The sequence below is a fragment of the Mycolicibacillus trivialis genome, assembly GCF_002102395.1.
In the GTDB taxonomy this organism is placed as follows: domain Bacteria; phylum Actinomycetota; class Actinomycetes; order Mycobacteriales; family Mycobacteriaceae; genus Mycobacterium; species Mycobacterium triviale.
In genome coordinates, this window is record NZ_LQPZ01000032.1 from 22,916 (window position 1) to 41,130 (window position 18,215).

The 18,215-nt window shown below is 71.1% G+C and carries 18 protein-coding genes; 5 read left to right on the forward strand and 13 right to left on the reverse strand.

All coding sequences use genetic code 11. The features are described from left to right. Positions 1–27 precede the first annotated feature (27 nt). From ipdE2 to fadD3, 4 genes are read right to left on the reverse strand one after another with little or no spacing between them, the layout of a single operon-like run. Complete coding sequence (gene ipdE2 / locus AWC30_RS12280) at positions 28–993, reverse strand: acyl-CoA dehydrogenase IpdE2 (protein ID WP_085110510.1); 966 nt, start codon at positions 991–993, stop codon at positions 28–30. Between the two features lie 11 nt (positions 994–1,004). Next, positions 1,005–1,985 (reverse strand): acyl-CoA dehydrogenase family protein, encoded by a 981-nt coding sequence (locus AWC30_RS12285; protein WP_085110511.1) that lies wholly within the window; start codon positions 1,983–1,985, stop codon positions 1,005–1,007. Further along, complete coding sequence (locus AWC30_RS12290) at positions 1,982–3,112, reverse strand: acyl-CoA dehydrogenase family protein (RefSeq protein WP_085110562.1); 1,131 nt, start codon at positions 3,110–3,112, stop codon at positions 1,982–1,984. Before AWC30_RS12290 ends, AWC30_RS12285 begins: the two co-directional genes overlap by 4 nt. Beyond that, positions 3,112–4,668, reverse strand: a complete 1,557-nt coding sequence (gene fadD3, locus AWC30_RS12295; RefSeq protein WP_085110512.1) for a 3-((3aS,4S,7aS)-7a-methyl-1,5-dioxo-octahydro-1H-inden-4-yl)propanoate--CoA ligase FadD3 — start codon at positions 4,666–4,668, stop codon at positions 3,112–3,114. Before fadD3 ends, AWC30_RS12290 begins: the two co-directional genes overlap by 1 nt. A gap of 105 nt (positions 4,669–4,773) precedes the next feature. Between fadD3 and ipdE1 the strand changes: the two genes are divergently transcribed. Genes ipdE1 through fadA6 form a run of 4 tightly spaced genes read left to right on the forward strand, consistent with a single transcriptional unit; the run spans position 4,774 to position 8,499 of the window. Beyond that, positions 4,774–5,940: an acyl-CoA dehydrogenase IpdE1 gene (gene ipdE1 / locus AWC30_RS12300; RefSeq protein WP_085110513.1), complete on the forward strand. Its 1,167-nt coding sequence runs from the start codon at positions 4,774–4,776 to the stop codon at positions 5,938–5,940. After that, the gene (gene ipdF / locus AWC30_RS12305) at positions 5,937–6,737 is read left to right on the forward strand and encodes a (5R,7aS)-5-hydroxy-7a-methyl-1-oxo-2,3,5,6,7,7a-hexahydro-1H-indene-carboxyl-CoA reductase (protein ID WP_085110514.1); all 801 of its coding nucleotides are present in this window, start codon (positions 5,937–5,939) and stop codon (positions 6,735–6,737) included. Before ipdE1 ends, ipdF begins: the two co-directional genes overlap by 4 nt. 5 nt (positions 6,738–6,742) lie before the next feature. After that, a complete protein-coding gene (gene kstR2 / locus AWC30_RS12310) occupies positions 6,743–7,324 on the forward strand; it encodes a TetR family transcriptional regulator KstR2 (RefSeq protein WP_085110563.1) in 582 nt (193 codons plus the stop codon). 2 nt (positions 7,325–7,326) lie between these two features. Next, positions 7,327–8,499 carry a steroid 3-ketoacyl-CoA thiolase FadA6 gene (gene fadA6, locus AWC30_RS12315; protein WP_085110515.1) on the forward strand — a complete coding sequence of 391 codons (1,173 nt, stop codon included), beginning with the start codon at positions 7,327–7,329 and terminating at the stop codon, positions 8,497–8,499. Between the two features lie 13 nt (positions 8,500–8,512). On the opposite strand, the gene AWC30_RS12320 is transcribed toward fadA6, so the two are convergent. From AWC30_RS12320 to AWC30_RS17840, 4 genes are all read right to left on the reverse strand, one after another. Beyond that, complete coding sequence (locus AWC30_RS12320) at positions 8,513–9,664, reverse strand: NAD-dependent formate dehydrogenase (protein WP_085110516.1); 1,152 nt, start codon at positions 9,662–9,664, stop codon at positions 8,513–8,515. 70 nt (positions 9,665–9,734) lie between these two features. Further along, positions 9,735–10,634 (reverse strand): LysR family transcriptional regulator, encoded by a 900-nt coding sequence (locus tag AWC30_RS12325; RefSeq protein ID WP_085110517.1) that lies wholly within the window; start codon positions 10,632–10,634, stop codon positions 9,735–9,737. 32 nt (positions 10,635–10,666) lie between these two features. Then, positions 10,667–12,367 carry a GMC oxidoreductase gene (locus AWC30_RS12330; protein WP_085110518.1) on the reverse strand — a complete coding sequence of 567 codons (1,701 nt, stop codon included), beginning with the start codon at positions 12,365–12,367 and terminating at the stop codon, positions 10,667–10,669. Positions 12,368–12,380: 13 nt separating this feature from the next. After that, on the reverse strand, positions 12,381–12,530 hold the full coding sequence (locus AWC30_RS17840) for a hypothetical protein (protein ID WP_165756480.1): 150 nt from the start codon (positions 12,528–12,530) through the stop codon (positions 12,381–12,383). A 236-nt stretch (positions 12,531–12,766) separates the two neighbouring features. On the opposite strand from AWC30_RS17840, the gene AWC30_RS12335 reads away from it, so the two are divergent. Continuing rightward, entirely contained in the window at positions 12,767–14,035 is a 1,269-nt protein-coding gene (locus AWC30_RS12335; RefSeq protein ID WP_085110519.1) for a PucR family transcriptional regulator, read from the forward strand. A gap of 24 nt (positions 14,036–14,059) precedes the next feature. Here the strand turns inward: AWC30_RS12335 and AWC30_RS12340 are convergent, their stop codons facing one another. From AWC30_RS12340 to echA20, 5 genes are all read right to left on the reverse strand, one after another. Continuing rightward, a complete protein-coding gene (locus AWC30_RS12340; protein WP_085110520.1) occupies positions 14,060–14,659 on the reverse strand; it encodes a PepSY domain-containing protein in 600 nt (199 codons plus the stop codon). A gap of 62 nt (positions 14,660–14,721) precedes the next feature. Beyond that, positions 14,722–15,789: a (3aS,4S,5R,7aS)-5-hydroxy-7a-methyl-1-oxo-octahydro-1H-indene-4-carboxyl-CoA dehydrogenase gene (gene ipdC, locus AWC30_RS12345; RefSeq protein WP_085110521.1), complete on the reverse strand. Its 1,068-nt coding sequence runs from the start codon at positions 15,787–15,789 to the stop codon at positions 14,722–14,724. Then, positions 15,789–16,532 (reverse strand): cholesterol ring-cleaving hydrolase subunit IpdB, encoded by a 744-nt coding sequence (gene ipdB, locus AWC30_RS12350; RefSeq protein ID WP_207568441.1) that lies wholly within the window; start codon positions 16,530–16,532, stop codon positions 15,789–15,791. Before ipdB ends, ipdC begins: the two co-directional genes overlap by 1 nt. A 2-nt stretch (positions 16,533–16,534) precedes the next feature. After that, positions 16,535–17,422: a cholesterol ring-cleaving hydrolase subunit IpdA gene (gene ipdA, locus AWC30_RS12355; RefSeq protein WP_264000427.1), complete on the reverse strand. Its 888-nt coding sequence runs from the start codon at positions 17,420–17,422 to the stop codon at positions 16,535–16,537. Further along, positions 17,419–18,174 (reverse strand): (7aS)-7a-methyl-1,5-dioxo-2,3,5,6,7,7a-hexahydro-1H-indene-carboxyl-CoA hydrolase, encoded by a 756-nt coding sequence (gene echA20, locus AWC30_RS12360; RefSeq protein WP_085110565.1) that lies wholly within the window; start codon positions 18,172–18,174, stop codon positions 17,419–17,421. Before echA20 ends, ipdA begins: the two co-directional genes overlap by 4 nt. Positions 18,175–18,215: the final 41 nt, after the last annotated feature.

The window sequence follows — 18,215 nt, forward strand, 5'->3', positions numbered from 1 at the left end:
GTCCGTCCTCCAGGGTTTTTCCGGAGGCTACCCGACGGGCTGGGTGAGCACCTCCGATTGCAGGCCGCGCAACACATCTGCGGGTGACTGGAGAAGATGTGAACTTCCGTGTGCTCGTTTGAAATACAGCTGGATGTCACTTTCCCAGGTGATCGCGATGCCGCCGTGCAGCTGGACGGCCTCGGCGGCCACGGTGTTGAACGCCTCGCTGGCGTTGACCCGGGCCAGGGCCGCCGAGGTGGGCGACGGGTCGGCGATCGCCTCGGTGACCACCGCGCGCGCGGTCTGCACCGCGACGTACAGGTCGGCCATCCGGTGCTTGAGCGCCTGGAAGCTGCCGATCGGCCGGCCGAACTGCACCCGGCTCTTGGTGTACTCCACGGTCAGGTCCAGGCAGCGGCCGGCCGCGCCCACCTGTTCGGCGGCCAGCAGCAGCGCCGCGTAGTCCGCGATCCCCGGGTCGGCGGCCAGCGGCGCGGTGGTGCCCGCGGTGATCCGCCCGAGCCGGCGGGTGGGGTCCATGGTCGCCAGCGCGGTGGTCTCGAAGGTCTCCCAGCGGACGAGCCGGTCGCGGTCGACGCCGATCACCACGTCGTCGGGGCCGACCAGGTCGCCGTTGAGGGCGTAGCCGGGGTCCAGGGCCACCGTGCCGACGGCCTCACCGGCGGCCAAACGCTCCAGCGCGTCGGCGTCGGGGCTGTCGGCGGCCAGCAGCGCCAGCTCGGCGAGGATGGTGCCCAGCAGCGGGGTGGGGACCAGGGCCTTGCCCAGTTCCTCGAGCACCACCGCGGCGTCGGCCAGTTCGCCACCGGCACCGCCGAACTCCTCGGGCACCACCAGCGCGGCCGCACCGACCTGTTCGCACAGCAGCCGCCACAGCTGCTCGTCGTAGCCGCGCGGTGACTCCATCGCCGCGCGGACCGCCTCACCGGAGGCGTGTTTGTCGACCAGCGCGGCCACGGTCTGCCGCAGGAGATTTCGTTCGTCGCTCATCTGCGGCTCCTCTACAGCGCTTCCAGGACTCGGCGGCGGTGGGTCGCCGGGTCGCCCCAGGCCGAGCGCAGCGCCTGCACCCGCAGCAGCCACAGCGACAGATCGTGTTCGGCGGTGAAGCCGATCGCGCCGTGGGTCTGCAGCGAGGACTGCGCGGCCAGCAGCGCGGCGTCGGAGGCGGCCGCCTTGGCGGCGCTGACGTCGCGGGCGGTGTCGGCGGAGATCGGTCCGGTCGGGGAGTCGGCCAGCGCCAGCGCCGCGCCGTACAGCAGCGGCCGGGCCAGTTCCAGGGCGATGTGGATGTCGGCGAGCTTGTGCTTGATCGCCTGGTAGGAGCCGATCACCCGGCCGAACTGGGTGCGTTGTTTGGCGTAGTCCACCGAGGCGTCCAGCATCGCCTGCCCGGCGCCGACGAGGTGCGCGGCGGTGGCCAGTGCGCCGAACTCGTAGGCGCGGGCCACATCCGCCGCCCAGGACGAGGTTCCGGCGGCGGTGTCGAAGAGCCGCCTGCCGGGGTCGACCGAGTCGTGCCGGTCGCCGACGACGGCTTCGCTGACCGTGCCGTCGGCGGCGTGCAGCACCAGCCCGGCGGTGTCGGCGTCCACCGCGCGCGGCACCGCCGGCGGCAGTGCTGCGGTGGCGATCAGTTCACCGCCCGCCAGCGCAGCCAGCCGGCTCGCGGCGTCGGGAGAGCCGGCCAACAGGATCGGCGCCACCGCAACCGATTCCACCACCGGTCCGGGGACACACCAGCGGCCCAGCCGTTCCATCGCCACCACCAGGTCGACCGGATGGGCGTCCATCCCGTCGTGTTCCTCGGGGATCATCAGGGCGGTCACGCCCAGTTCGGCGAGCCGCTCCCACACCGCCAGGCCCGGCGCGGTGTCGCCCTCGCCCCAGGCGCGGACCGCGGTGGGGACGTCGGCGGCGCCGAGGGCGGCGTCGATGCTGGCGGCGAAGTCGCGCTGGTGCGCGTCAAGGTCGAATTTCACTTCTTCTCCCGGGGCAGGCCCAACAGGCGCTCGGCGATGATGTTGCGTTGGATCTCGTTGGTGCCGGCGTAGATCGGCCCGCCCAGGGCGAACAGGTAGCCGTGCATCCAGGAATCGGCGAGTTCGCCGTCGGCGCCGCGCAGGTCCAGCGCGGTCTGGTGCAGCGCGACGTCCAGGTCCGACCAGAACACCTTGGTCACCGAGGACTCCGCGCCCAGTTCGCCGCCTGCGGCCAGTCGGGTCACGGTGCCGAAAGTGTGCAGCCGGTAGGCCTGCGCCTTGATCCAGGCGTCGGCGACCCGGTCACCGAAGGCGGCGTCGGGGTTGGCCTTCCACGATTCGGCGAGTTTCTCGGCACCGACCAGGAACCGGGCCGGGCTGCGCAGTGACATGCCGCGCTCGTTGCTGGAGGTGCTCATCGCCGCGCGCCAGCCCTCGCCGGGGGTGCCGATCACGTCGTTGTCGGGCACGAACACGTCGTCGAGGAAGATCTCGCCGAACCCGGTGTCGCCGCCCAGCTGCGAGATCGGCCGCACCGTGATGCCGTCGGTCTTGAGGTCGAACATGAAGTAGGTCAGTCCGCGATGGCGCTGCTCGGACGGGTCGGAGCGGAACAGCCCGAACGCCTTCTCCCCGAACGGGGCCCGCGAGCTCCAGATCTTCTGCCCGTTGAGTTTCCAGCCGCCGTCGACCTTGGTCGCCGTCGAGCGCAGCGACGCCAGGTCACTGCCGGACTCCGGTTCCGACCAGGCCTGCGCCCAGATCTCCTCGCCGCTGGCCATCTTGGGCAGGATCCGGTCGAGCTGCTCCTCGGTGCCGTGCGCGAACAGGGTGGGCGCCAGCATCGAGGTGCCGTTGGCGCTGGCCCGGGCCGGCGCGCCGGAGGCGAAGTACTCCTCCTCGAACACCACCCACTGCAGCAGGGTGGCGTCGCGGCCGCCGTAGCGCTTCGGCCAGGCGATCACCGACAGTCCGGCGTCGAACAGGATCTTGTCCCACCGGCGGTGCTGCTCGAAGCCCTCGGCGGTGTCGTAGGACTTCGTCGGGAACGACGCGGTGTTGGCGGCCAGGAACTCGCGCACCTCGGCGCGGAAGGCCCCCGTCTCCTCATCGAATGTCAGGTCCATCAGGCCCACTCTCTCAATTCATGTTTGACCACCTTGCCGCCCGGGTTGCGCGGCAGGGAGTCCACAAAGGCCACCGATCGTGGCGTTTTGAAGTTCGCCAGATGCTCTTTGGCGTAGCCGATCACCTGCGCCTCATCGAGGCCGGCGTCGGGCCGGGCGACGACGAACGCCTTGCCGACCTCGCCGAGACGCTCGTCGGGCACCCCGATGACCGCGACGTCGGCCACTCCGGCCAGCCGGTTGAGCACCTGCTCGATCTCGGCGGGGTAGACGTTGAAGCCGCCGCAGATGTACATGTCCTTGAGCCGGTCGGTGATCCGCAGGTTGCCCGCCGCGTCGAGGGTGCCGACGTCGCCGGTGTGCAGCCAGCCGGCGTCGTCGATCGCGTCGGCGGTCGCGTTCGGGTCGTCGAGGTAGCCCAGCATCACGTTGGGGCCGCGCAGCAGCACCTCGCCGGCCGCACCGGGGGCGGTCGCGGCGCCGTCGGCGCCGGCGACGCGCAGCTCGAAGTCGGCGATCGGGCGCCCGCAGGTGGTGGCCACCGTCACCGCGTCGTCCTCGGCGCGGCACATGGTGCCGAACCCGCTGGCCTCGGTGAGCCCGTAGGCGGTGAGCACGATGTCGATGTCGAGTTCGGACTGCATCCGCTCGATGAGCACCACCGGCACGGTGGCCGCGCCGGTCACCGCGAACCGCAGTGAGCCCAGGTCGAACTCGCCGCGGCGGGGGTGGTCGAGCAGCGTCTGGTAGATCGTCGGCGGGCCGGGCAGCACCGTGATCCGGTGCTGCTGCACCGCGGCCATCGCGGCGGCCGGGTCGAAGGTGAGCTGCGGGACCAGGGTGGCGCCGGTCTGCAGGCAGGCCAGGATGCCGGCCTTGTAACCGAAGTTGTGGAAGAACGGGTTGATGCACAGGTAGCGGTCGTCGGCGCTGAGTTGCCCGCAGGCCGCCCAGGCGGCCGAGCCGGCCAGCGACTGCCGGTGTGCGCAGAGCACGCCTTTGCTGCGTCCGGTGGTGCCGGAGGTGAACAGGATGTCGGAGACGTCGTCGGGGCTCAGCGCGGCCGCCCGCACGTCGACCTCGGCCGGCGCCACGCCCGCGCCCGCGGCGACGAACTCGTCCCAGGTGCCGTCGTCGGCGTCGATCGGCACCCGCACCACCTCGCGCAGCGCGGGCAGCGCGGCGCGGTCCAGTTCGCCGGCCCGGTCGTGGCCGAGGAACTCGCCCATCGCGATCAGCAGCGGCGCCTGGGTGCGGGCCAGGATGTCGGTGGCCTCGGCGGCGGTGTAGCGGGTGTTCAACGGCACCAGGACCGCGCCGGCGTAGTGGGTGGCCAGGCACGCCACCACCCAGTGCCAGGTGTTCGGCGACCAGATCGCCACCCGGTCGCCGGCGCCGACCCCGCGGGCCAGCATCGCCGCGGCGGTGCGGCGCACCTCCGCGCGCAGCTCGGCGTAGGAGAACCGGCGCTCCTCGGTGAGCAGGGCCGGGTGGTCGGGAAGGTCAGCGGCGATCCGGTCCAACACCGCAGGCGTGGTCCGCGGATCGCTCGTCATGGACGCTCCTCTGGGCTGCTCGACGGGGCGGGCACGGCCACAACCGCGGTTGCGGGTGACAAAGTCGAGTAACAAAGCAAGTGCTTGGTAGGTTAGCCTACAAGGGTGCAAGAGGTCGAGGAGTTCCGGGCCGAGGTCCGCGCATGGCTGGCCGACAACCTCGTCGGCGAGTTCGCCGAGCTCAAGGGGCTGGGCGGCCCGGGACGCGAACACGAGGCGTTCCAGGAACGGCTGGCGTGGAACCGGCACCTGGCGGCCGCAGGGCTGACCTGCCTGGGCTGGCCGGTCGAACACGGCGGCCGCGGCATGTCGGTGGCCCACCGGGTGGCGTTCTACGAGGAATACGCCCGCGCCGACGCCCCGGACAAGGTCAACCACCTGGGCGAGGAGCTGCTCGGCCCGACCCTGATCGCGTTCGGCACCCCCGAACAGCAGCAGCGGTTCCTGCCCGGCATCCGCGACGTCACCGAACTGTGGTGCCAGGGCTACTCCGAACCCGGTGCGGGCAGCGACCTGGCCAACGTGGCCACCACCGCCGTCCTGGACGGGGCGGGTGAGCAGTGGCATATCAATGGCCAGAAGGTGTGGACCTCACTGGCCCACCTGTCGCAGTGGTGCTTCGTGGTGGCCCGCACCGAGAAGGGCTCCAAGCGCCACCACGGGTTGTCCTACCTGCTGGTGCCGCTGGACCAGCCCGGCGTCCAGATCCGCCCGATCAACCAGCTGACCGGCACCTCGGAGTTCAACGAGGTGTTCTTCGACGACGCGGTCACCGACGCCGACCTGGTGGTCGGCGAGCCCGGCGACGGCTGGCGGGTCGCGATGGGCACCCTGACCTTCGAGCGCGGCGTGTCCACCCTGGGCCAGCAGATCCGCTACGCCCGGGAGCTGGCCGCACTCGCCGAGCTGGCGCAGCGCACGGGCGCCGCCGACGACCCGCTGATCGCCGAGCGGCTCACCCGCTCCTGGGTCGGTTTGCGCGCCATGCGCTCCTACGCGTTGGCCACCATGGACGTCGAGCAGCCGGGGCAAGATAACGTTTCCAAGCTGCTGTGGGCCAACTGGCATCGCGACCTGGGGGAGCTGGCGATGGACGTCATCGGCAAACCCGGGCTGGTGCTCGGCGAGGCCGACGGTGCGGCCGACTTCGACGAGTGGCAGCGGCTGTACCTGTTCACCCGCTCGGACACCATCTACGGCGGCTCCAACGAGATCCAGCGCAACATCATCGCCGAGCGTGTCCTCGGCCTACCCCGGGAGGCGAAGGGATGAGCCCGTCCTCTGACCTGACGAAGGCACCCGAAGAGATCGGCGGCCACGGGCTGCTCACCGGCAAGGTGGTGGTCGTCACCGCGGCCGCCGGCACCGGGATCGGCTCGGCGGTGGCCCGCCGAGCGCTCGCCGAGGGCGCCGACGTGATGGTCTCCGACCACCACGAGCGCCGGCTCGGCGAGACCCGCGACCAGCTGGCCGCGCTCGGCCAGGGCCGGGTGGAGTCGGTCGTCTGCGACGTCACCTCCACCGCGCAGGTCGACGCGTTGATCGCCTCCACCACCGCCCGGCTGGGCCGGATGGACGTGCTGGTCAACAATGCCGGCCTCGGCGGGCAGACCCCGGTGATCGACATGACCGACGAGGAATGGGACCGGGTGCTCAACGTCAGCCTCACCTCGGTGATGCGGGCCACCCGCGCGGCGCTGCGCTACTTCCGGGAGGCCGGGCACGGCGGCGCGATCGTCAACAACGCCAGCGTGCTGGGCTGGCGCGCCCAGCACTCCCAGTCGCACTACGCCGCCGCCAAGGCCGGGGTGATGGCCCTGACCCGCTGCAGCGCCATCGAGGCCGTCGAGCAGGGGGTGCGGATCAACGCGGTCTCCCCGTCGATCGCCCGGCACAAGTTCCTGGAGAAGACCAGTTCGGCCGACCTGCTCGACCGGCTGGCCGGCGGCGAGGCGTTCGGCCGGGCCGCCGAACCCTGGGAGGTGGCCGCCACCATCGCCTTCCTGGCCAGCGACTACGCCAGTTACCTGACCGGCGAAGTGATCTCGGTGTCCTCCCAGCACCCGTGACCCAGATGACCCGCCGCGACGAACTACTCGATCTGGCGGCAGCCATGTTCGCCGAACGGGGGCTGCGCGCCACCACCGTGCGCGACATCGCCGACGGTGCGGGCATCCTCTCCGGCAGCCTCTACCACCACTTCTCGTCCAAGGAGCAGATGGTCGACGAGGTGCTGCGCACCTTCCTGGACTGGCTGTTCGACCGCTACCGGCAGATCGTCGAGGCCGAGCCCAACCCGCTGGAGCGGCTGCGCGGGCTGTTCATGACGTCGTTCGAGGCGATCGAGCACCGCCACGCCCAGGTGGTCATCTACCAGGACGAGGCCAAGCGGCTGTCCAGCCAGCCGCGCTTCGCCTACATCGACGAGCGCAACAAAGAGCAGCGCAAAATGTGGGTCGACGTGCTACAGCAGGGGATCCGGGAGGCCTACTTCCGCCCCGATGTCGACGTCGACCTGGTTTACCGTTTCATCCGTGACACCACCTGGGGGTCGGTGCGCTGGTACCAACCCGGCGGACCGTTGACCGCCGAACAGGTGGGCCGGCAATACCTCGCCATCGTGCTGGGCGGAATCACCGCAGAAGAAGGAGACTGACCATGTCCACTGCCGTTTCTGAGGCATATGTGATCGACGCGGCGCGCACCGCCGTCGGCAAACGCAACGGCTCGCTGGCCGGTGTGCACCCGATCGACCTGGGCGCCACCGCATTCCGTGGTCTGCTCGACCGGGTCGGGGTCGACCCGGCCGCGGTCGATGACGTCATCGCCGGCTGCGTGGATGCCGTCGGCGGGCAGGCCGGCAACATCGGCCGGCTGGCCTGGCTGGCCGCCGGCTACCCCGAGGGTGTGCCCGGGGTGACTGTCGACCGGCAGTGCGGGTCCAGTCAGCAGGCGATCTCGTTCGGCGCGCAGGCCATCATGAGCCGCACCGCGGACCTGATCCTGGCCGGCGGCATGCAGAACATGAGCTGGATCCCGATCTCCTCGGCGATGGTCGTCGGCGAGCAGTTCGGCTTCACCTCCCCGACCAACGAGTCCAAGAAGTGGCTGGAGCGCTACGGCGACCAGGAGATCTCCCAGTTCCGCGGGGCGGAGCTGATCGCCGAGCGCTGGGACCTGTCCCGCGAGGAGATGGAGCGGTTCGCGCTGCAGAGCCACGAGCGGGCGTTCGCCGCGATCGCCGAGGGCCGCTTCGACAACGAGATCATCCCGGTCGACGTCGACGGCACCGAGTTCCGCACCGACGAGGGGCCGCGGGAGTCCACCCTGGAGAAGATGGCCGGGCTCAAGACCCTGGTCGAGGGTGGCCGGCTGACCGCCGCGCTGGCCAGCCAGATCTCCGACGGCGCCTCGGCGGTGCTGCTCGCCTCCGAGCAGGCCGTCGCCGACCACAATCTGAAGCCGCGGGCCCGCATCCACCACATCAGCGCCCGCGGTGACGACCCGGTGCTGATGCTGACCGGGCCCATCCCGGCGACCCGCTACGCGCTGGACAAGACCGGCCTGAGCATCGACGACATCGACATCGTGGAGATCAACGAGGCGTTCGCGCCGGTGGTGCTGGCCTGGCTCAAGGAGTTCCCGATCGACCCGGCGAAGGTCAACCCCAACGGCGGGGCGATCGCGCTGGGCCACCCGCTGGGGGCGACCGGCGCGAAGCTGTTCACCACCATGCTCAACGAGCTGGAGCGCACCGGCGGGCGCTACGGGCTGCAGACGATGTGCGAGGGCGGCGGCACCGCCAACGTCACCATCATCGAACGCCTCTGAGTCCCAGCGGCGTTCACCGGTAGGAGTGCGCGCCGGTTCCGGCCAGCTCACCGCCCTGCACGATCAGGTACTCCGGGCGGATGGGCCGGCCGGCCAGCCAGTCCTCGAGGATCTCCCGGGTGCCCGCGGCGTAGCGGGCCTGCGCCGACAGGGTGCTGCCCGACACGTGCGGGGTCATCGCGTGGTTCGGCATCGACCGCCACGCGTGGTCGGCGGCCGGCGGCTGCGGATACCAGACGTCCCCGGCGTAGCCGGCGAGGTGGCCGCTCTCCAGCGCCGCCACCACCGCGGCCGGGACGGTCTCCTCGGCGCGGGCGGTGTTGACCAGATATGAGCCGCGGCGCATCGAGCCGATCAGCTGCTCGTCGAACATGCCGCGGGTGTCGGCGTACAGCGGTGAGTGGATCGAGACGATGTCGACCGCGCGGGCCAGCGACGCCACATCCGGATGGAACGTCACCCCGAGCTCCTGCTCCACCGACTCCGGCAGCCGGTGGATGTCGGTGTAGTGCAACCGGACCCCGAACGGCTTCATCCGTTCCAGCACCGCCCGGCCGATCCGGCCTGCCGCGATCACGCCGAAGTCCATGCCCTCCACGTCGTAGGCGCGGGCAACACAGTCGGCGATGTTCCAGCCGCCGTCGACGGCGTACCGGTGCGACGGGACGAAGTTGCGCACCAGCGCCAGCGTCTGCAGCACGGTGTGCTCGGCGACGCTGATGGAGTTGCTGTAGGTCTCCTCGGCCACGGTGATGCCGTGCTTGCGGGCGGCGTCGAGATCGACGTGGTCCGAACCGATCCCGGCGGTCAGCGCCAGTTTGAGCTTGGGGGCCCGGGCGATTCGCTCCGCGGTCAGGTAGGCCGGCCAGAACGGCTGGGAGATCACGATGTCGGCGTCGGCGAGCTCGCGCTCGAACACCGAATCGGGCCCGTCCTTGTCCGAGGTCACCACCAGCTCATGGCCGTTGTCGGCGAAGAACTTCCGCAGTCCCAATGCACCGGAGACGCAGCCCAGCAACTCGCCCGGGGTGAAGTCGACCGCGGACGGGGTTGGCAGGGTGGAGCCGTCGGGGTAGCCGTCGAGGACCGGAATGGAGTCGCGGGCGTACCGCGGCGGGTAGCCGTCGACCGGGTCGGGGTAGAGCACCATCACGCATTTCGCCATGACGCCAGTCTGTCCGGGCCTCGGCGCGGCGTCCAAGACGGATTTCCGACCGGCCGATAGGCCGGGCCGATCAGGCCGGCGGACCGAACTCCAGGCCGCGCGCGGTCGCCACCAGGGCCTCGGTGAGCACCGAGCCGGGTTCGGCGGCCGCGGTCACCAGCACCACCGGTGCGCTGATCGGCGGATGATCCAGCGGCACCTCCCGCACGCCGGCCGGCGGGCGCAGTGCCCGCAGCCACGACTGCGGCACGATGCTGGCCCATCGCCCGGTGCCGACCTGGGCGATCAGCGCGGCGATCGAGTCGGTCTCCAGGCGGGGGACGGCGGTCAGGCCCAACCCGGCCAGCGCGTCGTCGACCAGGTGACGCCCGCGCATCCCCGGCGCCAGCAGGCACAGCGGCAGCTGCACCGCGTCGGCCCAGCTCAGCGGGCCGGGCTGGCCGGCGAGCAGTTCGGCGCCGGCGATCAGCACGTGGTCCTCCCGGTACAGCGGGACCACCAGCAGCTCGGCGGTGTCCTGCCGGTCGGGGTAGAGGATCCCGGCGTCCAACTCGAAGCGGCGCAGCCGCTCGACGATCTCCGCGGAGCGCAGGCTGGTCTCCAGCTGCACCCGCACCAGCGGATGGGCGGCGCAGAACGGGTCGATGAGGCCGGCGACGGTGCTCGCCGCGGCCGGGATCACCCCCAGCCGCAGCCGGCCGGTGAGCCCGCTGCGCAGGGCGACGACCTCCTGTTTGAGGGCGTCGTGGTCGGCGAGGATGCGGCGGGCCCACAGCACCAGCCGCTCGCCTTCGGGGGTCAGGCCCTCGAACTTCTGTCCGCGCCGCACCAGCGGCACCTTCAGCTCGTTCTCCAGTTTGCGGATGGCTTCCGACAGCGCCGGCTGGGACACGTGGCAGGCCTGTGCGGCCCGGGCGAAGTGGCGTTCGCGGGCCAGCGCCACGAAGTACTCGAGCTGGCGGAACAGCATGACCTATTCGACCACGCCGGGACCGCTCGGGGTCAGCCCAGCTGCAGCGCCGCGGGTGCGCCGGCCGGCACGACCGGTTGCCGGGGCGGCACCGGCGGCAGCCGACGGTAGGGGGTGCCCAGCGGTGGGCGCGGGTCGGCCTCGTCCTTGTTGGGCCACAGCGCGGTGGCCCGCTCGGCCTGCGCGGTGATCGTCAGCGACGGGTTCACCCCGATGTTCGCCGAGATCGCCGCACCGTCGAGCACATGCAGCCCGGGGTGGCCGAACACCCGGTGGTAGGGGTCGACGACGCCGCGCTCCGGGGTGTCGCCGATCGCGCAGCCGCCGAGGAAGTGGGCGGTCATCGGGATGTCGAGGATCTCCCCGACGCTGCTGTAGGGCATGCCGTCGATGTCGTCGGAGAGCCGGCGCACCGCCTCGTTGGCCGCCGGGATCCAGGTCGGGTTGGGCACGCCGTGCCCCTGCCGCGAGGACAACCGGAACCGGCCCAGCCGGGTGCGTCGCGGGAACAGGGTCAGCGAGTTGTCCTCGGTCTGCATCACCAGCGCGATCACGGTGCGCTGCGACCAGTCCCGCAGCCCGGCGTACAGCGAGACCGCCTGGGCGGGATGCCGGATCAGCTGACCCAGCCAGCGCAGCCAGCGCGGCGCCCGGCCGCCGCCGTCGGTCATCACGGTGGTCAGCAGCGCCATCGAGTTCGAGCCCTTGCCGTAGCGGACCGGTTCGATGTGGGTGACCTCGTCGGGGTGGATCGAGGAGGTGATCGCCACCCCGGTGTGGAATTCGGCGCCGGCGCGGCGCCGCAGTTTCACGCTGGAGGTGCACAGCGCCTCGGAGTTGGTCCGGGTGAGCTCGCCGAGGCGGGGGGAGAGGTCCGGCAACACCGCGTCGGCCTTCATCCGGTGCAGCAGTTGCTGGGTGCCCCAGGTGCCGGCCGCGAAGACCACCTGGGCGGCGGTGACCGACCGCGCCGTCTTGCCGGCCCGCCACGCGCCGGTGCGTACGGTGTCGACCGCGTAGCCGCCGTCGATGGGGCGCACGGCGGTGACGGTGGTCAGCGCGTGGATGCGGGCGCCGGCCTCCTCGGCCAGATACAGGTAGTTCTTCACCAGCGTGTTCTTGGCGTTGTGGCGGCAGCCGCTCATGCACTCGCCGCACTCCAGGCAGCCGCGCCTGCGGGGGCCGGCACCGCCGAAGAACGGGTCGTCGAATTCGCGGCCCGGGGCCTTGGTGCCGTCCGGGCCGAAGAACACCCCGACCGGGGCCATGCCGAAACTGTCCTTCACACCCATCTTCTCGGCGACGGTGAGCATCGCCTTGTCCGACGGTGTCATGGTCGGGTTCGTCACCACCCCGAGCATGCGTTTGGCCTGGCCGTAGAACGGGGCCAGTTCGGCCTTCCAGTCGGTGATGCCGGCCCAGTGCGGATCGTTGTAGAACGCATCGCTTTTGGGTTCGTAGAGGGTGTTGGCGTAGACCAGTGATCCGCCGCCGACACCGGCTCCGGCCAGGACGAGCACGTCGGGCAGCATGTGGATGCGCTGAATACCCGTGCAGCCCAGCTTCGGTGCCCAGAAGAATTTCCGCACATCCCAGTTCGTCTTCGGCAGTTCCTCGTCGGCGAATCGGCGGCCGGCCTCGAAGACGCCCACCCGGTAGCCCTTCTCGGTCAGCCGGAGGGCGGCCACCGATCCACCGAAGCCGGAGCCGATCACCGCGACGTCGTAGTCCATCAGGCGGCGTCCATCAGGCGGCGCGACCGGCGGCGCGACGCAACGGGGTGCGGGTGGCGGCCTGCTTCGCTTCGGTTTTGGCCACCGTGTGGTAGCCGCTGATGGCGGCGGGGACGAACAGCGGGAACAGGACGAGCAGGAAGACCAGGATCGGACCCAGCATGACTTTCTCCTTCGCTACGGGGCGGGCGGGTGTTCGGTTCGTCGCCCCGGTGTCGGGTGTCACGTACGAGGCGTTGCTATGACGCACGTTACGAACCGATGGGGCGCGGCGGCGACGTCGTCGGGGCACCAACTCCGCGGCCGCTGTTGTCCCCCGGAGACAACGGGCGCCCGCGGCCCGTCCGGCCGCGGCGAATCGGTCCCCGGATCGCGCGGCGCGCATTACCGTCGGGTCTCATGCCCGACCCCAGCAGTGATGAACGGACCATCGCGGAGGCGGCCGCGGTCATCGTCGGCCGGCTCACCGCCCGCCTGGACGAGGTGACCCGGGTGACCCAGGAGCGGGTGATCAGTGAGATCTCGGAGCTGCGCGGCGACGCCCAGCTGCTGCAGTTGCTGCGCGACACCGTCGCGACCAACATCGACACCTACTTCTCCTCGATCCGGCACAACATCCCGATCGACCAGGTGGAGCCGCCCACCCCGGCGCTGGAGTACGCCCGGCGGCTGGCCCAGCGCGACGTGTCGGCGAACGCGCTGGTGCGCGCCTACCGGCTCGGCCACCAGTTGGTGCTGGGTGTGGTGCTCGACGAGGTGCGCGCCTCCGAGGTCGACCCGCGCCTGAGCCTGGACGTCTACGAGCTGGTATCAGCGACCTCGTTCGACTACATCGACTGGATATCGCGGCGGGTGGTGGCCACCTACCAGGACGAGCGGGAACGCTGGGTGGAGAACCGCAACAGCATCCGGGCGTCGCGGGTCCGGGAACTGCTCTCCAGCGACGACACCGACATCGACGCGTTGACCACCGCGATCCGCTACCCGCTGCGCCGCCACCACCTGGCGGCGGTGGTGTGGTGCGCGGAGACCGAACGCGGCGACGACATCACCGCGATGGAGCGGTTCGTGGCGGGGCTGGCGACCGCGGTCGGGGCGCACGAGGCGCCGTTGTTCATCCCGGTCGACGACGTGACCGGCTGGGCGTGGATCCCGCTGCCTGCCGACGCCACCGCGGGCGCCCTGTCCCGGCTGCGGGACTTCGCCGCGGGCGCGGCGGAGGCGCCGTGGCTGGCCGCGGGCAGCCCGCTGCCCGGCATCGAGGGGTTCCGGCGCTCCCACCAGCAGGCCAAGGACGCGCGTGCGGTCGCCACCGCCGCAGGCGCCGAGCCCCGCAGGGTCATCGCCGCGGGCGATCCCGGGCTGGCGGTGGCCGCGCTGTTCGGCGCGAACCTGGGGGCGGCGGCCGCCCTGGTCGCCGAGGCGCTGGGGCCGCTGGCCGCGGCCACCGAGTCCGATGAGCGGCTGCGCGACACCCTGCGGGTGTTCCTGCGCAACGGCGCCAGCTACACCGCCGCCGCCGACGAACTGCACCTGCACCACAACTCGGTGAAATACCGGGTGGGCCGGGCGATCGAACGGCGCGGCCGCCCGATCGACGACGACCGGCTCGACGTCGAGATCGCGCTGCTGCTGTGCGAATGGTTCGGCACGGCGGTACTCAGCTGAGCACCGCCGTGCCTGCCACCGCCGTTACGGGGTGAGCACCTCGCCGGTGTGCGCGTCGATGGTGTACTCGGTCTCCGCGCCCGCCGCGTCGACGAGCTCGACCTCCCAGACGACGACGTCGGCGTCGTTGGTGTCGATCTCCAGCTCCTTGAACTGGGCTTCGGGCTGTTTGCCGCTGGCGGTGTCCAGCGCCTGCGCGGCGGTCACCGTCGTGCCCGCGAGCTTGGCGACGTCGTCGTCGGGCTTGTCGGACTTGGTCTGCGAGATCACCTTCTCGCCGGCGGCGTCGATGACCAGCTTGTGCTCGTCGCCGTCGGAAGCCACCTTGGCCTCGAACTGCACCTGGCCGTCGGTGACCTCCACCTCGAGGTCGAAGGGCTGACCGCCGGGCACCGCCCCGGCGGCGGTCTGCAGCGCGCTCTGGGCCGCGGCCACGGTGGCCAGCTCCGCGGGCGCCTCGGTGGTGGTCGTCGCGCCGGTCGTGTCGGTGGACTCCGCCGACGCGCTGGTCGACGACGCGTCGGTCAGACTCGGCTGCTCGGGCTTGTTGTCGCCGCAGGCGACCAGCGTGAACGCGGTCAGCCCGGTCGCTGCGACCGCCGCGGTGGTACGGGTGAATCTCATTCGGAACTCCTTGCCTCGTGGGTTCCTACCGGTTCTACCCGTTCGCGCCGGTTCGTATACCTCTATTGCACCAGGGCGGCGGCGGCGCGCAGGTGCTCGGCCGCCTCGACCACGATCTGGTCGATCAGTTCCGCGCACGACGGCAGGTCGGCGACGATGCCGGCGACCTGGCCGGAGGCCAGCACCCCGGCGTCGGTGTTGCCCTCGACCAGACCGGCCTTGAGCAGCATCGGGGTGTTGGCCGCCATCACCACCTGCGACCAGGTCAGGTCCTTGCCCTGACGCATCGCCAGGCCGTCTTTGGCCATCGAACCCCAGGTCATCCCGGACATCTTCTTGAACTTGGCGGCGTTGCGGATCGCGGCGGTGAAGCCGCGCACCCGCGAGCCGCTCTCGAGTTTCTCCACCAGCCCGGTGCGCAACACCCGGTGCGGCATCCCGTCGACCCGGGTGGAGACCACGGTCCCGTCCAGCCCGGCGTCGAGGTAGCGCTGCTTGACCGCGTCGGGCACCGTCGAGTCGGAGGTGAGCAGGAACCGGGTGCCCATCGCCACCCCGGAGGCGCCGTAGGACAGGGCGGCGGCCAATCCGCGGCCGTCGAAGAAACCGCCCGCGGCGATCACCTGCATGCCGGTGTCGGCGACGGCGTCGAGGACCGAGGGCAGCAGCAGCGTGGTGGCGACCGGGCCGGTGTGGCCGCCGCCCTCCCCGCCCTGCACGATCACCGCGTCGGCGCCCCAGGACGCCACCTTCTTGGCGTGCTTGGCCGCGCCCACCGACGGGATCACCACCGAGCCGGCCTCTTTGAGGCGGGCGATCAGCTCCGGTTTGGGGGCCAGCGCGAACGAGGCCACCTTGACGCCCTCGGCGATCATCAGCTCCACCCGGTCGCCGGCGTCGGCGGCGTCGGCGCGGATGTTGACCCCGAACGGTTTGTCGGTGCCGGCCTTGACCTTCGCGATCGCGGTGGCCAGCTCGTCGAGGGTCATGGTCGCCGAGGCTAGGATGCCCAGGCCGCCGGCGTTGGCGGTGGCGGTCACCAGCCGGGCGCCGGCCACCCAGCCCATCCCGGTCTGCACCACCGGGTGCTCGATGCCGACCAGCTCGGTCAGCGGGGTGCGCAGCCGCATTACGCCCGCACTTCCTTGTCCCGCAGCGACTTCGGGTCGATGACCTCGCGGATCAATCGCAGCTCGTCGTCGGTGGGTGGGCGGGTCTCCTCGGCGGTGTCGAGCCCGGCCACCTCGAAGGAGGTGTTCTCCGCGACGTCGGCCGGGCTGACGCCGGGGTGCAGGCTCAACGCGCGCATGGTGCCGCCGGGCCCGCCGAAGTCGAACACCCCGAGGTTGGACACCACCCGGTGGACGTCGACGAACCGGTAGGCCGGGTTGTCGGCGTCGACCTTGTCGTTGCCGATGCCGGAGACCACGTCGACCTGTTCGGTGAACACCCGGGTGGAGTGGTTGCCGACGAAGTAGCTGGTGGCGTGGTTGATGGTGTTGCCGGGCGCGCCGCGCACCCCGAACATCTGCCGGGTCGGGTGCTGCAGCGGGCCGAACGCGGAGATGTTCTGGTTGCCGTACTTGTCGACCTGGTTGGCGCCCATCACCACGTGGCGCCGGCCCCAGGCCAGCGTCTCGAAGACCCGGCCGAACGGCATCCAGCCCTCGATGGCGCCCGCGGCGCCCAGGGCCGGGGTGTCGGCCAGCAGCCGTGCCTCCCCGTCGGTGAGCAGGATGTCGGGGGCGAAGGTCAGCCGGGCCAGCCGGGCGCCGACGCTCACCACGGTGGTCATCGGCGAGACCATGATCTCCCCGGCGTCGCGGAACATCTGCGCGCACGCGGTCACACAGATTTCGGCTCGGCTGGCCATGCTCATGATTCCTCCTGGAAGCGGCGCACCGCGGCCTGGTAGTCGGCTTCGCTGCCGGACAGGTAGGTGGCCGTGAACTGCTGCCAGCCCTCCTCCGAGCCGGCGGCCTCGGCGTAGTGCCGCTGGAACTTCTCGTCGCGGCGGTAGTCGGGTTCGGCGGTGGTGAAGTGCGCCCCGCCCGGCGCCTCGACGACGGCGTCGACCATCATCCGGTTGGCGATCAGCGCCTGCGGCGGCACCGCGTCGACCAGCTCGGCGGTGTCGACCACCTTCTCCACCGACAGGAAGCGCCGCTGCGCGGCCATCAGGTACAGGTCGTCGAAGTACGGGTCGATGCCGGTGTAGGCGGCGTTGCCGCGGGCGTCGCCGAGGTTGAGGTGCACGAACGCCGCGTCGAGGTTCAGCGCGGGCATCGCGATCAGGGTCTCGGGCTTGCCGTCGGTCGGGTACGGCGATGTCACCGTCTTGAGCTCGTCGCCCCAGAAGTCCAGCACCGAGCTGCCCAGCCCGGCCCGGGTCGGCAGGAACGGCAGCCGCTGGGCGGCGGCCTGCAGGCCACAGCGCAGCATGCCCTCGTCCATCTCGCGGGCCTCGATCGACCCCGACGTGCGGGCCTTGGCGAACCACGGGTCGTAGAACGGCGGGGAGTCCAGCGAGACGAAGCCGTAGTAGACCTTGGCCACCTTGCCCGCCGAACACAGCAGGCCCAGATCCGGCCCGCCGTAGGTGACCACGGTCAGGTCGGTGACGTCGGTGCGCAGCAGGGCGCGTACCCAGGCCATCGGCTTGCGCCGCGATCCCCAGCCGCCCAGGCCGATCGTCATGCCGCTCTCGATGCCGGCGACGGCCTCGTCGAGACTGGTCAGCTTGCTGGTGGCGGTGGTGGTCACTTCTTCCCCTTCTCGGTGCCGGCGAACTCGTCGCGGTGCTCGTCGGCCACGCCGGACAGGTTGAGCTCGAAGGTGAATCCCTGCTCCATCCGGTAGCTGGAGTTGACCTTCTGCACGTCGATGAGGTTCAGCGCCTCCTTGGCGGCCCGGATCACCCGGGTGTCCTTGGCGGCGATGTCGCGGGCCACCCGCAGCGCGGCCTCGTCGAGCTCGGCGCGCGGCACCACCTCGTGTACCGAGCCGTAGTGGGCCAGGGTGTGCGCGTCGACGGTGGCCGCGGTGTAGAACAGCCGCCGCATCATGTGCTGCGGCACCAGCCGGGACAGGTGGGTGGCCGCACCGAGCGCGCCGCGCTCCACCTCCGGCAGACCGAACTTGGCGTCGTCGGAGGCGACGATGACGTCGGCGTTGCCGACCAGGCCGATGCCGCCGCCGACGCAGAACCCGTTGACTGCGGCGATCACCGGCACCGCGCACTCGTAGACCGCCTTGAACGCGGCGAAGCAGCCCCGGTTGGCGTCGATCAGCGCGGTGAAGCCCTCGGTGGCCTGCATCTCCTTGATGTCGACCCCGGCGTTGAAGCCGCGGCCCTCGGCGCGCAGGATCACCGCGTGGGTGCTCATGTCGGCGCCCGCGGCGGTGATGGTGTCGGCCAGTTCGAACCAGGCGCGCGATGGCAGCGCGTTGACCGGCGGGTAGTCGACGGTGACCGAAACGATGCCCGGTTCGGTCGTGGTGGATGTGATCGGCATCAGAGCCTTTCCTGTCGCTTCCGGGGCACGATTACCTGAGC

Bases quoted from the DNA above. Each gene is read 5' to 3' on its own strand.
- ipdE2 (WP_085110510.1), bottom strand. From the start codon at position 993: ATGAGCGACGAACGAAATCTCCTGCGGCAGACCGTGGCCGCGCTGGTC.
- AWC30_RS12290 (WP_085110562.1), bottom strand. From the start codon at position 3,112: ATGGACCTGACATTCGATGAGGAGACGGGGGCCTTCCGCGCCGAGGTG.
- fadD3 (WP_085110512.1), bottom strand. From the start codon at position 4,668: ATGACGAGCGATCCGCGGACCACGCCTGCGGTGTTGGACCGGATCGCC.
- ipdF (WP_085110514.1), top strand. From the start codon at position 5,937: ATGAGCCCGTCCTCTGACCTGACGAAGGCACCCGAAGAGATCGGCGGC.
- kstR2 (WP_085110563.1), top strand. From the start codon at position 6,743: ATGACCCGCCGCGACGAACTACTCGATCTGGCGGCAGCCATGTTCGCC.
- fadA6 (WP_085110515.1), top strand. From the start codon at position 7,327: ATGTCCACTGCCGTTTCTGAGGCATATGTGATCGACGCGGCGCGCACC.
- AWC30_RS12320 (WP_085110516.1), bottom strand. From the start codon at position 9,664: ATGGCGAAATGCGTGATGGTGCTCTACCCCGACCCGGTCGACGGCTAC.
- AWC30_RS12325 (WP_085110517.1), bottom strand. From the start codon at position 10,634: ATGCTGTTCCGCCAGCTCGAGTACTTCGTGGCGCTGGCCCGCGAACGC.
- AWC30_RS12330 (WP_085110518.1), bottom strand. From the start codon at position 12,367: ATGGACTACGACGTCGCGGTGATCGGCTCCGGCTTCGGTGGATCGGTG.
- AWC30_RS17840 (WP_165756480.1), bottom strand. From the start codon at position 12,530: ATGCTGGGTCCGATCCTGGTCTTCCTGCTCGTCCTGTTCCCGCTGTTC.
- AWC30_RS12335 (WP_085110519.1), top strand. From the start codon at position 12,767: ATGCCCGACCCCAGCAGTGATGAACGGACCATCGCGGAGGCGGCCGCG.
- AWC30_RS12340 (WP_085110520.1), bottom strand. From the start codon at position 14,659: ATGAGATTCACCCGTACCACCGCGGCGGTCGCAGCGACCGGGCTGACC.
- ipdC (WP_085110521.1), bottom strand. From the start codon at position 15,789: ATGCGGCTGCGCACCCCGCTGACCGAGCTGGTCGGCATCGAGCACCCG.
- ipdB (WP_207568441.1), bottom strand. From the start codon at position 16,532: ATGGCCAGCCGAGCCGAAATCTGTGTGACCGCGTGCGCGCAGATGTTC.
- echA20 (WP_085110565.1), bottom strand. From the start codon at position 18,174: ATGCCGATCACATCCACCACGACCGAACCGGGCATCGTTTCGGTCACC.